Annotated in this window: 14 protein-coding genes; 5 read left to right on the forward strand and 9 right to left on the reverse strand. The window is 55.6% G+C overall.

Annotation, left to right across the window (positions count from 1 at the left end; genetic code table 11):
• The first annotated feature begins 50 nt into the window (after positions 1–50).
• From OXF42_01510 to OXF42_01520, 3 genes are read left to right on the forward strand one after another with little or no spacing between them, the layout of a single operon-like run.
• The gene (locus tag OXF42_01510; protein ID MCY4046775.1) at positions 51–251 is read left to right on the forward strand and encodes a CDGSH iron-sulfur domain-containing protein; all 201 of its coding nucleotides are present in this window, start codon (positions 51–53) and stop codon (positions 249–251) included.
• A gap of 5 nt (positions 252–256) precedes the next feature.
• Positions 257–811: a thioredoxin family protein gene (locus OXF42_01515; protein MCY4046776.1), complete on the forward strand. Its 555-nt coding sequence runs from the start codon at positions 257–259 to the stop codon at positions 809–811.
• 22 nt (positions 812–833) lie between these two features.
• On the forward strand, positions 834–2,501 hold the full coding sequence (locus OXF42_01520) for a glutamine--tRNA ligase/YqeY domain fusion protein (protein MCY4046777.1): 1,668 nt from the start codon (positions 834–836) through the stop codon (positions 2,499–2,501).
• 7 nt (positions 2,502–2,508) lie between these two features.
• Here OXF42_01520 and OXF42_01525 read toward each other — a convergent pair whose 3' ends face one another.
• The gene (locus OXF42_01525) at positions 2,509–3,459 is read right to left on the reverse strand and encodes a branched-chain amino acid transaminase (protein ID MCY4046778.1); all 951 of its coding nucleotides are present in this window, start codon (positions 3,457–3,459) and stop codon (positions 2,509–2,511) included.
• A 94-nt stretch (positions 3,460–3,553) separates the two neighbouring features.
• Here OXF42_01525 and OXF42_01530 point away from each other — a divergent pair, with 94 nt between their 5' ends.
• Positions 3,554–4,804 carry a glycosyltransferase family 4 protein gene (locus OXF42_01530; protein MCY4046779.1) on the forward strand — a complete coding sequence of 417 codons (1,251 nt, stop codon included), beginning with the start codon at positions 3,554–3,556 and terminating at the stop codon, positions 4,802–4,804.
• A gap of 17 nt (positions 4,805–4,821) precedes the next feature.
• Here the strand turns inward: OXF42_01530 and der are convergent, their stop codons facing one another.
• Positions 4,822–6,171, reverse strand: a complete 1,350-nt coding sequence (der, locus tag OXF42_01535; protein MCY4046780.1) for a ribosome biogenesis GTPase Der — start codon at positions 6,169–6,171, stop codon at positions 4,822–4,824.
• A gap of 31 nt (positions 6,172–6,202) precedes the next feature.
• Between der and ybeY the strand changes: the two genes are divergently transcribed.
• Positions 6,203–6,655: an rRNA maturation RNase YbeY gene (gene ybeY / locus OXF42_01540; protein MCY4046781.1), complete on the forward strand. Its 453-nt coding sequence runs from the start codon at positions 6,203–6,205 to the stop codon at positions 6,653–6,655.
• Here the strand turns inward: ybeY and scpB are convergent.
• The 7 genes from scpB to OXF42_01575 all read right to left on the reverse strand — a co-directional run.
• Positions 6,623–7,246 carry an SMC-Scp complex subunit ScpB gene (gene scpB, locus OXF42_01545; protein ID MCY4046782.1) on the reverse strand — a complete coding sequence of 208 codons (624 nt, stop codon included), beginning with the start codon at positions 7,244–7,246 and terminating at the stop codon, positions 6,623–6,625. The two genes, ybeY and scpB, sit on opposite strands and share 33 nt — an antisense overlap.
• Positions 7,215–8,018 (reverse strand): segregation/condensation protein A, encoded by an 804-nt coding sequence (locus OXF42_01550; protein ID MCY4046783.1) that lies wholly within the window; start codon positions 8,016–8,018, stop codon positions 7,215–7,217. The genes scpB and OXF42_01550 overlap by 32 nt, the downstream gene beginning before the upstream one ends.
• Before the next feature lie 81 nt (positions 8,019–8,099).
• A complete protein-coding gene (locus OXF42_01555) occupies positions 8,100–8,735 on the reverse strand; it encodes a site-2 protease family protein (protein MCY4046784.1) in 636 nt (211 codons plus the stop codon).
• 2 nt (positions 8,736–8,737) lie between these two features.
• Positions 8,738–9,676: a site-specific tyrosine recombinase XerD gene (xerD, locus tag OXF42_01560; protein ID MCY4046785.1), complete on the reverse strand. Its 939-nt coding sequence runs from the start codon at positions 9,674–9,676 to the stop codon at positions 8,738–8,740.
• On the reverse strand, positions 9,658–10,926 hold the full coding sequence (gene ahcY, locus OXF42_01565; protein ID MCY4046786.1) for an adenosylhomocysteinase: 1,269 nt from the start codon (positions 10,924–10,926) through the stop codon (positions 9,658–9,660). Before ahcY ends, xerD begins: the two co-directional genes overlap by 19 nt.
• An 8-nt stretch (positions 10,927–10,934) precedes the next feature.
• Complete coding sequence (gene metK, locus OXF42_01570) at positions 10,935–12,092, reverse strand: methionine adenosyltransferase (GenBank protein MCY4046787.1); 1,158 nt, start codon at positions 12,090–12,092, stop codon at positions 10,935–10,937.
• Positions 12,093–12,154: 62 nt separating this feature from the next.
• On the reverse strand, positions 12,155–12,755 hold a 601-nt coding region (locus tag OXF42_01575; GenBank protein ID MCY4046788.1), incomplete at its 5' end, for a glutathione S-transferase family protein.

The raw sequence follows: 12,755 nt of genomic DNA on the forward strand, positions 1-12,755 counted from the left end.
ACACCCCCGGTATGTGGACTTGCGCGGCGGTTGTGGTAGGATTGGCTGTTATGAGCGAAAAAACAACCATACAGATTCTTCAAAACGGCCCCATCATTGTTTCGGGCGATTTTGAGTTGACCGGCGCTCCGGGCGCAAAAGTTGAAGGCGGGGAAAAATTGGCGCTGTGCAGATGCGGCGCTTCACAGACAAAGCCGTTTTGTGACGGAACTCATAAGAAAATAGGTTTCGTTGACGGCTCCGGAGAGTAACAGCCATGGTTCTTACACCGTCAAGTATGATTCCGCTGGGAATGAAAGCGCCCGACTTTGATCTTGCGGACGTGGTCAGCGGGGAAAACAGGAAACTTGAAAATTTCCGCTCCGATGTGGCAACCGTGGTGATGTTTATATGCAACCACTGCCCCTATGTGAAGCACATTCAGCATGAACTGGTGTCTCTCGCGCGCGAATATACGGAGCGCGGGGTCAGTTTTGTCGCCATCAACTCAAACGATGTTGAGAACTATCCCGATGACTCGCCCGAAAAGATGCTTGAAGACGCAAACCGGCTCGGCTATCCGTTTCCCTACCTTTTTGACGAGACTCAAGAAACGGCAAAGGCGTATGACGCGACATGCACGCCGGACTTCTTTGTTTTTGACTCTGATTTCCGGTGCGTTTACAGAGGCCAACTTGACGATTCAAGGCCCGAAAACGGCAAGCCTGTTACGGGGAAAGACCTCCGCGCGGCGCTTGATGCAATAGCGCGCGGGCAGTCTCCCTCAGAAAACCAGATTCCAAGCATGGGATGCAATATCAAGTGGAAGTAACTTTGCGCTTCCGGGGCGGCGCGTGAGCGGCGGCAAAAAGAGAGATTTTATAAGGGAGATTATCGCCGGGGATTTAAGCGCCGGAAAAAACGGCGGGCGGGTGGTCACCCGTTTCCCCCCCGAACCCAACGGACGCCTGCACATCGGGCACGCCAAATCCATCTGCCTGAATTTTTCCGTGGCGGCGGAAAATTCCGGAATCTGCAAACTGCGGTTTGACGACACTAATCCCGGAAAGGAGAGCGGCGAATTTGTTGAGTCAATCAAGGAGGATGTCAAGTGGCTTGGCTTTGACTGGGAAGACCGGCTGCGTTTCGCCTCCGATTACTTTGACAAACTTTTTGAATGCGCCTCTTATCTCACGTTTGGAGAACTCGCGTATGTGGATGACCAGAGCCCCGATGAGATTCGCCGCCTTCGCGGCACTCTGACCGAGCCCGGAAGCGACAGCCCGTTCAGAGACAGGTCGCGGTGGGAAAACCTTGACCTTTTGAAACAAATGAAGGACGGCAAGTTTGATGAGGGGGAAAAGGTGTTGCGGGCGAAAATTGACATGGCGGCAGGCAATATCAACATGCGCGACCCGGTGATATACCGCATACTGAAAACCCCTCACCACAGAACCGGCGAAAAATGGAACATCTATCCCACTTACGATTTCGCCCACCCGCTTTCGGACGCGATTGAGGGCGTAACACACTCGCTCTGCACCCTTGAGTTTGAAGACCACAGGCCCCTTTACGACTGGTTTGTTGAAAAACTCTCCCATCGGCTCGGTAGTAGCAGACCGCGCCAGATAGAGTTTTCCCGTCTGGACATCAGCCACACGGTGATGAGCAAGCGGCTGCTGTCCGAACTGGTTGAGGATGGCGCGGTAAGCGGCTGGGATGACCCGCGCATGCCCACGATATCGGGAATGAGGAGGCGCGGATACCCGCCGGAAGCCATAAGGGATTTCTGTGACAAGGCGGGCGTTACAAAGCAGAAAAGCACGATTGAACTGGAACTGCTTGAGCACACCGTCAGGGAGCGCCTGAACAAAACCGCAGAAAGAAGAATGGCCGTGCTTGACCCGCTGAAACTTGTCATAACGAACTATCCGCCCGGCTCAGAAGAGATGCTGCCCGCCGTGAACAATCCTGAAGACCCGTCTGCGGGAAGCAGAGATGTGCCGTTTTCCGGCGTCCTTTACATAGAGCGGGATGACTTTATGGAAAACCCGCCCAAAAAGTTTCACCGCCTCTCTCCGGGAACAGAAGTGCGGCTCAGATACGCATACTTCATCACTTGCGAGGAGGTCGTCAAAAACGGGGACGGCAGTGTAAGGGAGTTGCGCTGCCGGTATGACCCGCAGACACGCGGAGGAAACGCCCCGGACGGGCGCAAGCCCCGCGGCACCATACACTGGGTCAGCGCCGGGCATGCGGCGCGCGCCGAAGTGCGGCTTTACGACAGGCTGTTTGAAGAAAAAAACCCCGCCGCCTCAGGCGGGCCGCTGAAGGAGTTGACAAACCCCGCCTCCCTTGAAATTCTGAAAGATGTTCCGGTTGAGCCGTCTCTTGTCGATTCGCACCCCGGCGCAATTTTTCAATTTGAGAGAAAGGGTTATTTTGCCGCCGATGAGGATTCAAGCGGCATGCGGCCGGTGTTTAACAGAACCGCAACTTTGAGGGATTCGTGGAAGAAGTAACGAACGGTCAGGCGGTCTCAAGCCATTCCCCATATTTTCCGTTCTCGGCTCTCGTTATCTCAAAAAAGGTTTCCTGAAGACCCTTTGTCACCTCTCCGGGCTTGCCGTCCCCTATCATCCTGTTGTCCACCTCACGCACGGGGGTTATCTCCGCCGCAGTGCCGGTCAGAAAAACCTCGTCCGCCGTATAAAGCTCATCTCTGGTAAAGCGCTGCTGCTCAACCGGTATTCCCCTGTCCCGCGCAATCTCAATCACACACGCCCTTGTTATGCCCTCAAGAGCGGAGGTCAGCGGAGGGGTTTTAAGCGCTCCGCCGCGCGCTATGAAAATGTTCTCACCGCTCCCCTCGGCCACATAGCCTTCCGCGTCAAGAAGCAACGCCTCATCAAAGCCGGTTGATATTGCCTCCTGCTTTGCAAGCACGGAGTTCACATAGTTGCCGCATATCTTGGCTTTTGTCATGAAGGAGTTGACGTGCATTCTGGTAAAGGATGAGATTTTCGTTCTGATGCCGTTTTTAATGCCGTCATCACCCAGATAGGCACCCCAGACCCATGCGGCAACGGCGACGCGGACAGGGTTGTCCACGGGCAACAGCCCCATTGAGCCATGTCCGAGAAAAGCGATGGGCCTTATGTACGCTTCCTTGAGACTGTTCTTCTCCAGAACGGAAAAAACCGCTTCGCGTATCTCGTCTTTGCCGTAGGGGATTTTAATGCCCGCGATGTGGGCGGACATAAAAAGCCGGTCTATGTGCGCGCCCAATTTCAGAACGGCGGTTTTGCCGCCCGCGCCCCTGTAGGCCCTGATGCCTTCAAAGACCCCTATCCCGTAGTGAAGGGTGTGGGTGAGTATATGAACATTTGCCTGCTCCCACGGAACAAGAGAGCCGTTGAACCATATAAGTCCGGGCGTGTCCGCGCTTTTACGGCCTGTTTCTGATGAAGAATGACTCATGAAGATTCGCCAACAAAGGCGCTATTCTAACGGTAGCGGAGGCAAAGGGCAATTCCCTTGACGCCGTTGTGTGTTAGATTTCCCGCCGTCTGTCATGGAAAACGGCGAAAAAAGAGTTCTCTTCATCAATCACTCCGTTCGGGACGGCGGCCCCGGAAGGAGTCTGTTTTATATTCTCAAGCACCTGGACAGAAACTCCGTCCGCCCGTTTGTGCTCATTCCCAGAGACGACATCTTCTCTGAAAGGCTCAAAGAGCACGGGATATACCGGGACGTTATAGTTGATTCCCGATTTCCCGACGGGCTCTTCCGCCCGTTTTGGAACAGTTTGCCGGGACGGGTGAGTTGGCGCGGCCCCCTCGGCGGCGTCCTTTCGGCTCTGATGAAAACCGCCTATGCGGCGGCAAACATAGCGCGGATAGCCGCCCTTGTGCTCACCTTTGGCAATGTGATACGAGAGCGGCGCATAGACCTTCTCCACTGCAACGGGACGATAGCGAAAATAACGGGCGCGTTCACGGGAATGCTGCACGGCGTGCCCGTGGTGTGGCATGTGCGCAACATTCAGCAGACGCCGTTTATGAAGTTTCTAATCACGCGCCTTGCCCGCGCGGACGCGGTAAAAAGGATTATCTGCGTTTCCGAGGCCACCGCCGTTCAGTTCGGAGGCAACCCCAAGGTTCGTGTCATACACAACGGAATTGACACCGAAGAGTTTGACCCCGCCGCGCCGCGCGCGCAAACGGTCAGGCGGGAGTATCAAATCCCGAACGGCGCGGTGGTGGTGGGAAACACCGGCAGGGTGGTTCCACGCAAGGGTTACGGGCGCTTCGTTGAAGCGGCGGCGGCGCTGCTCAAAGACCCCGGACTGAAAACCGCTCTGAGATTCGTGATAGTGGGAGACACGCCGGGCTTTTTTGTGGGCAACCATCTGTCCGAAATAAAAGAGAAAGTGGAGCGCATGGGCATAGCGGACAACTTCATCTTCACCGGCTTCAGGAAAAACGTGACGGACTGCCTGCCGGACTTTGACATATTCCTCATCCCCTCAAACTATCCCGACCCGTTCCCGCGCTCCGTCATAGAAGCAATGTGTTTTGCCTTGCCGGTTGTCGGCTTTGCAATCGGGGGGATAGAGGAATCGGTGGAGGACGGTGTTACGGGACTGCTCAGCCCGCCCGGAGACACCCGCCACATGACTGAAAACCTCCGCCGGCTGATTGAAGACGCCGGGATGAGAAAGTCCATGGGAAGCGCCGCGAGAAAGCGCGTCCGCGCGCTGTATCAGGCAAGGGAGAAAACCGCAGAGATTCAGGCGGTTCTGCTTGAAGCGGCGGAGGTTTGAGGGGCTTTTCCTCACTGTCATTTTCCGCCGGAATCCTTCCTTTTTCTGAAAAACAGCCGCACGGGTGTGCCCTCAAAGCCGAACTCATCCCTGAGGCAACGTTCAAAATATCTTGCGTAATGGCGGGGAATGGAGGCGCTCAGCGCGTTTGTGAAAACCACAAAGGCGGGCGGACGGACGCCCACCTGACTCATGTAATACGCCTTGAACTCGCGCCCCTTGAAAACCGACGGCCCGCGCGCGACCGTTTTTTTGAGAAAATCGTTCAGTTTTCTTGTGGAGATTTTAGCGCCGTGCCGGGAGGCGGCCCTGCGGACGGCGGCAAAGAGGCTGCGTATGCCGCCGCCCTGAAGAGCTGAAAGTTTTACGACCGGCGCGAAATGCAACGCGCCGCCCAGCCGCCGGACGGTTTTCTCCGCTATGTCGCCCGCCTCCTCCTCCATTCCATCGGGCGCAAGGTCCCACTTATTGAGCGCGATAACGGCCGCCTTCCCCCTGTCCTCTATAATGGAGGCAATCCGGGTGTCCTGACGCGAAGGCCCCCCGGCCGCGTCTATCATCAAAACCGCCGCATCGCACTCCGCTATGCTTCTTATCGCCCTGAGGGTTGCCAGCCTCTCAACTCCCGCCCCCACTCTCGCCCTTTTCCGCACACCGGCGGTGTCCGTCATGACGTATTTGCGTCCGCCGTATTCAAACTCAACATCAACCGCGTCCCGCGTAGTTCCCGCCACCGGGCTGGTTACCATTCTTTCAGCCTTCAGAACGGTGTTAACAAGGGTGGATTTGCCCACATTGGGCTTTCCCAATACGGCGAGCCGGACGGCGGGTTCACCCTCCCGAAGAGACGGTTCTGAAGCCGGAAGCAGAGATGCTATCCGGTCAACAAGTTCATAGATGTTTCTGCCGTGAAGCGCGGAGACTCCCGCCCGCTCCACCTCTCCCAGAGAGTGAAAATCGTCAACAAGGCCCTCATGCTTTTTATGGTCAACCTTGTTAACAACGCAGAGAACCTTTTTCCCGCTCTTTCTGAGAGCCCTTATAATCTCGCCGTCCTGAGGGAGAGGGGCATCGGTCGCGCTGAGAAGCATCAGTATGAGGTCGGCCTCTTCAATGGCAACCTCCGCCTGCTCACGCGCTCCGGGCTCGTCCGCGCTTCCGGGCGGCTCCAGCCCCGCGGTGTCAATCAGGCAAAACTCCGCCCCTTTCCACCTCACGTCCGCATACACCCTGTCGCGCGTAACACCCGGCGTACTCTCCACTATGGACTTGTCCGCCCCGGCTATCCTGTTGAACAAAGTTGATTTGCCCACATTGGGGCGGCCCACAATCGCCACAAGCGGCGGTTTGCCTTTTTTGGTAGCCATAACAGCCGCAGATTATATATTATTGCCCGCTGTGCCGGAGAAGCGGAAACTCAAAACAGGAAACGGGGCAAGGGTCTCGTTTGTTGACAGAAGCGGCGCGGGGGCGGCGGAGTTCGCGGGGCTTGTCAAACTCTGTTGCGCCGAGGCGGCACGTTTGCTTTCGGTCAGGGGCGAGATAAGTGTCGCCATAGTTGACGACCCGGAGATGAGAACCCTCAACCGGACTTACAGAAACATATCAAGAACCACGGACGTGCTCTCTTTTGAGCACGGGGAGCGGGGGCTTGCGGGAGACCTTGTCCTCTCCATTGAAACCGCCCGGAGGCGCGCCCGCCACTACGGCATCACTATTGAAGAGGAACTCAAAAAACTTGTGATTCACGGCGTTGCCCACCTCGCGGGACACACGCACAAGAGAAAAAAAGAGGGCGAGGCAATGCGCGCCGAAGAGTTACGCGTTCTCCGTGCCGTCTCCGGGCTCTGAATTGCCGTCTGAGGAATCTTCAGCATCTTTGGGGGCGATAACCAGCGGGGGCGCGGCGAGGTCTTTTTCTATTTCCTCTATCTCTTTGAGGGTCGGCAGGTCGGACAGTTTGTCCACGCCGAAGGTCTTGAGAAAGTCATCCGTGGTTTTATAAAGGAAAGGTCTTCCGGGAACATCTTTTCTTCCACAGATTTCAAGCATCCCCCTCTCCATAAGCAGGTTGACGACAGCGGACGAATCCACTCCGCGTATTTCTTCAATGTCCGCTCTGGTGAGCGGCTGCTGATACGCCGACACGGCGAGCACTTCAAGCGCCGCCTTGCTCAGGCGCAACTTTTTAATTTTTTTGTTAAAGCCGGTTATCTGCGGGGCAAAGTCCTTCCCGGTTCTGAACTGGTAGCCGCCGGAAACCTTCACGAGTTCAACCCCCCTGTCCATTTCCTTCCATTCTTCGGCGAGTTCCTTGAAAACCGCGCCGAGGTCTTCGGACGAGAGTTCGGGAAGCGCGCTCTTGAGCCCCGCCGGGCTTACGGGCGACGGCGATGAAAATATCACCGCCTCAACTATTTTCTTTATCCGGGTCTTTTCCATTTTCGCGCCCCTCCACATAAAAAAGTTTTATTGAAGAGAAAGGTCTCTTCTGAATCAGTTCAATCACACGGTTTCTGGCAAGTTCCAGAATCGCCATAAATGAAACCGCCACTTGACTCCTGGACGGTTTCTCATCAAAGAGCATGCTGAAATCTTCAACCGACCCCTTTTGTTTCAGAGCCGCCCTGATCTCGGCGACTCTCTGCTCAACGGTTACGGGGTCTATGTGCAGTTCAATATCTTCGGTGTCACCCGCATTGACCCTTGCCCTCATCCCGCACAGCGCGACTACGAGGGGCCATATTCCCGAAGCGACCAATTCGGTCTCAACTTCCGGTTCGCCGAACTCGTCCGCATAAGTCGCTCCTCTGGCGAACACATCCCTGCCCAGCAGGCTCATCTCTCCCATTCTCACGGCAACATCGCGAAACCTTTCATAAACAATCAGGCGGCGCGCCAGTTCCATGCGCGGGTCAACCCCTTCCTCCTCTTCCTCCTCTTCGGGGCGGGGAAGAAGCATTCTGGATTTAATCAGCCCCAGTTCGGCAAGAAAGGGAAGATACCGCGCGACCACATCAAGGCTACGGTCTTCCATCAGTTCAAGCCGCCGGTGATACTGGTCTGAAATTTCCGCTATGGGTATGTCGTATATGTCCACCTCTCTTTTCTTCACAAGGGAGAGGAGCAGTTCCAAGGGGCCTTCAAACTCGTCTATGTCAACGGTGTAGAAACGTTCTTCAGGCGGGGGCGCAAGTGTCTGTTGTTTAGTCATTCAATCCACAACGGGGTTAAGAGTTTCAAACTTGCGGGGGAATGTCAAGGGCGGGGAAGCAAGGAATAACAGGCAACCCATTCAAAAAATCCCCATCCCCGTGAACAAGCGAAACATCCAATCCACCGGCCCCCACAAAACCCTCATCGCCCCTTCCCTTGCAAATATAAAAATCCCGAACAGCACAAGCATCCCGACCTTCTCAAACCGCGCGTAAAACTCCGCAATCCCGTCCGGCAATATGCCGTAAAGTATCCGCGAGCCGTCAAGCGGCGGTATGGGAATCAGATTGAAAACTGCAAGCGCAATACTGTAAAAAACAAGCAAAACCAGTATCGCCCGCACAAGTTCGCCCGTCTGAGTCATAAGCAGTCCGCCCTCCATCGCAGCCCTGATAACAAAACCGCCGATGATTGCCGTCAGCAGGTTTGAAAGCGGCCCCGCAGCGGCTATCACTATCATATCCTTCTTGGGATTTCTCAAGTTATACGGATTGACCGGCACGGGCTTTGCCCACCCGAAACCGGCGATAAAAAACAGCGCCGTTCCAAGAAAGTCCAAATGCGCGAGAGGGTTCAAAGTCAAACGCCCCAACCTTCTGGCAGTGTCATCGCCAAGGGCGTCCGCCGCAAGCGCATGGCTGAACTCATGCACGGTCAGCACAAACAGAATGACAACGGCGGTAATCGCAATCTGATAAGGGTCAAATGAAAACACCGCTACGCCCTCGGATGAAACCTGTTGTGAAGTTCCTTCAACTCTTCCATGCCGACTGAAGTGTATATCTGCGTAACCGATATGTCAGAATGTCCGAGTAGCATCTGTATGGTTCTGAGGTCCGCGCCCCGGTTGAGCAGGTGTGTGGCAAACGAGTGCCGCATAGTGTGCGGGCTGATGTTCTGATTCACACCGGCGGCGAGGGCGTAAAACTTTATCATCTTCCAAAGCCGCTGGCGTGTAAGACGCGTTCCCCTCCGGGAAACAAACAGATACGGAGACTCCCTTCCCTTGAGCAGGGTTTCCCGCGCCCCGGACACATACAGGCCTATCTTTTCAAGAGCCCGCTCCCCCAGCGGAATGAGCCTCTCCTTGTCGCCCTTGCCGCGAACAAGTATGTATCCGTGCTCCGGATGAAGGCCGTTCACCGGCAGGGAAGACAACTCCGAAACCCTTACGCCCGTCGCATAAAACACCTCAAGAATGGCGAAGTCTCTCACCGTTTCAGGCTTGCCCGGAGACCCGGCAGTTCCGGGCGCGTCAAGGATTTTTTCAACACTTTTTTCAGACAACACCCTCGGCAGATACGCGTCCGTTCTGCTCCCCGTGATGTTTTCAGTGGGGTCTGCGGCCACCAGTCTTTCGCTTTGCAGAAACCGGTAAAACTTCCTTATGGATGAGAGGCAGCGGTTTGCCGAGCGCGCGCTCACGCCCCTGTCTCTCAGTGAGGCAAGAAAGTCGTTCACGCCGCCGCGACCCACATCGGACAGGTCGGCGGAGGGCGAACTTGCTTTCACAAAAGAAACGAATTTTTCTATGTCGGAGCAGTATGCGCTCGCGGTGTTGTCTGAAAGCCCGTGAACAACCGTCAGGTAACTCCCGAACATCTCCCTGATTTCATCCGGAGAGCCGTCAACCAGTTTCAGGTGCCCGCTTCCCATGAACTCAGATATTTTTTCTGCTCCGCGGTGAGTTTGTCTATCGCGATGCCGAGAGACTTGAGTTTTATCTCCGCAATTTCAGCGTCCAGTTTCTCCGGAACGGTATGAACATCCGCGGAAAGTTTGCCCTTGTGTTTCACCAGATACTCGCACGACAGCGCCTGATTGGCAAAACTCATGTCCATTACGCTTGAGGGATGCCCCTCGGCGGCGGCAAGATTGACCAGCCTGCCCTCTCCGAGAATGTTGACGCACTTTCCGTTTTTGAGTTTGTGCTCCTGCACAAACTCCCTTATGGCGCGCCGCGCCTTTGTGACGGAGCGCAGTCCGCGCAAGTCTATCTCCGCGTCAAAATGCCCGGAATTGCAGGCTATCGCGCCGTCTTTCATCTTGAGGAAATGCTCTTTTCTTATTACGTTCAGGTTGCCGGTAACAGTGCAGAAAAAGTCTCCCACCGAAGCGGCCGAGTCCATCGTCATCACCCTGAAGCCGTCCATTCTCGCCTCAAGCCCCTTGACCGGGTCAATCTCGGTTACTATCACATTTGCCCCCATTCCTCTGGCTCTCATCGCGAGCCCCTTGCCGCACCACCCGTATCCGGCAACCACGAAGTTAGTTCCCGATATGAGGCGGTTTGTCGCGCGCGTGATGCCGTCAAGTGTGCTCTGGCCTGTTCCGTAGCGGTTGTCAAAAAAGTGCTTGGTTTTGGCGTCGTTCACGGCGATTATCGGATACCGGAGTTTTCCCTGATTTGCGAGGCTCTGAAGCCGTATAACGCCCGTGGTTGTCTCCTCCGTCCCACCGATTATGTCTTTGTGGGCGGCGGGCGCATTTTTGTGAATCTCCGCCGTCAGGTCGGCTCCGTCATCCATCGTTATGTGCGGTTTCATTGCAAGAACGGCTTTTAGGTGCTTGTGAAAAGTCGCCGTGCTTTCGCCTTTTATCGCGAAAGTCGGAATGCCGCTTTTGACCAGAAAAGCCGCCAGGTCGTCCTGCGTGCTGAGCGGGTTGGACGCGCAAAGGCGCACATCCGCGCCCCCGGCTTTGAGGGCTAACATCAGATTTCCGGTCTCCGTCGTAACATGAAGGCATGCCGCAACGCGAACGCCTTTGAGCGGTTTTGACTTGGCAAACCGCGCCATAATTTTCTCAAGAACGGGCATTTGTTTCGCCGCCCATTCCGCCCTCAATTTTCCCTCTGCGGCAAGCCGGATGTCCTTTATGTCGCCTTTTGTTTTTTGTTTTGCCATTTTTTCTCCTATCCGCCGAGAGCCTTTTTCAGCCCCCCGGTCTTGTCGGTTTTTTCCCATGTAAAAAGCCCGTTGCCGCTCTCGCGGCCAAAGTGCCCGTAAGCGGCGGTCGGCAGGTAAACGGGCCTCAACAGGTCAAGTTCCTTTATTATGCCCGAAGGCGTAAGGTCAAAAATCTCCCTTACGGCGGACGCTATTTCGTTTTCCGGCAACTCCGAAGTTCCAAACGTGTTCACCATAACGGACACCGGCTCTGCCACGCCTATCGCATAGGCGAGTTGAACCTCGCACTCGGACGCGACTCCGCTTGCGACAACATTTTTTGCTATGTGCCGCGCCATATATGCGGCGCTGCGGTCAACCTTTGAGGGGTCTTTGCCGGAAAATGCGCCGCCCCCGTGGCGCGCCCAGCCGCCGTAAGTGTCAATGATGATCTTGCGCCCGGTAAGCCCCACATCGCCCATAGGCCCGCCTATCACAAACCTGCCCGTCGGGTTGATCAGCACTTTTGTGTTGTCCGTGAAAAGGGAGGCGTCAATTACGGGCTTGATAACCTCCTCCGTTATTCCCTCGTGTATTGTCTTGTTGTCGGCATCGGGCGAGTGCTGGGATGACACGACAACCGTGTCCACCTCAACCGGTTTTCTGTTTTCGTATCTGACCGTAACCTGAGACTTGCCGTCGGGACGGAGAAACGGCAGTTTGCCGCTTTTTCTTGCCTCCGAAAGCCGCTTTGAGAGGCGGTGGGCGCACATTATCGGGAAAGGAAGCAGTTCGGGCGTGTCGGTATTTGCGTAGCCGAACATAAGCCCCTGATCCCCTGCGCCGCCGGTGTCAACACCCGCCGCAATGTCGGGAGACTGCATATCCGTTGCCACCATCACCGAACATGTGCGGGCGTCAAATCCCATTGAACTGCCGGTGTAGCCTATTCGCTCCACAGTCTCCCTGACCGTTTCAGTGATGTTGACGCGGCTTGAAGTTGTTATCTCGCCCGACACAACCACGAGCCCGGTGGTAACAAGCGTTTCGCACGCAACCCTGCTCTTGGGGTCATCCGTGAGCATGGCGTCCAGAACGGCGTCCGATATCTGGTCGGCGACCTTGTCCGGATGCCCTTCCGTTACGGACTCCGATGTGAATATAAAACTGTTTGCGTCAGGCATTTCAGAAAATCAAAAGAAGCCCCAAGCGGGCAAGGGCAATCATAACCGCCGCGCCGTGAAATTCAAACAAGAATCCGCGAGACCCTGCGGTTTTTTTCCTCTTCCGTCTCTTCGGGCGGCGGCGGAACTTCGCTTCCCCGTTTGACCGCCAGACGCGAGCCGACCCGCTCAAACCATTCGGAGAGTCCTTCAAAACGCGCCAAATCAACCCCCGCCTTTTCGCAACCCTTCACCCATGGCCAGAGGGCTATGTCCGCAACGGAGTATTGTTCGCCCGCGAGATAGGGAACTGTTGAGAGCCGCCCGTCCAGAACGGAGTAAAGCCGGTTTACCTCTCTTGTGTAGCGCTCTTCCGCATAGGGAATGCGCTCCGGCGCGTAGTGGCGGAAAACATGCGCCTGCCCCTGCATAGGGCCCACTCCCGCCATCTGAAACATAAGCCACTGGATTGCGGCGTATCTGCCCTCCGTGTCTGCGGGAAGCAATTTGCCGGTCTTCTCCGCCAGATACAGCAATATCGCCCCCGATTCAAAAACCGCGAGGTTGCCCCGGTCTTCATCCACTATTGCGGGAATTCTGCCGTTGGGGTTTATAGCAAGAAATTCGGGCGATTTCTGCTCCCCGTCGTGAAGGCTGATGTTGTGAACCTGATAAGGAAGTCCG

The sequence above is a fragment of the Candidatus Dadabacteria bacterium genome (assembly GCA_026708565.1).
Classification (GTDB): Bacteria; Desulfobacterota_D; UBA1144; order Nemesobacterales; family Mycalebacteriaceae; genus Mycalebacterium.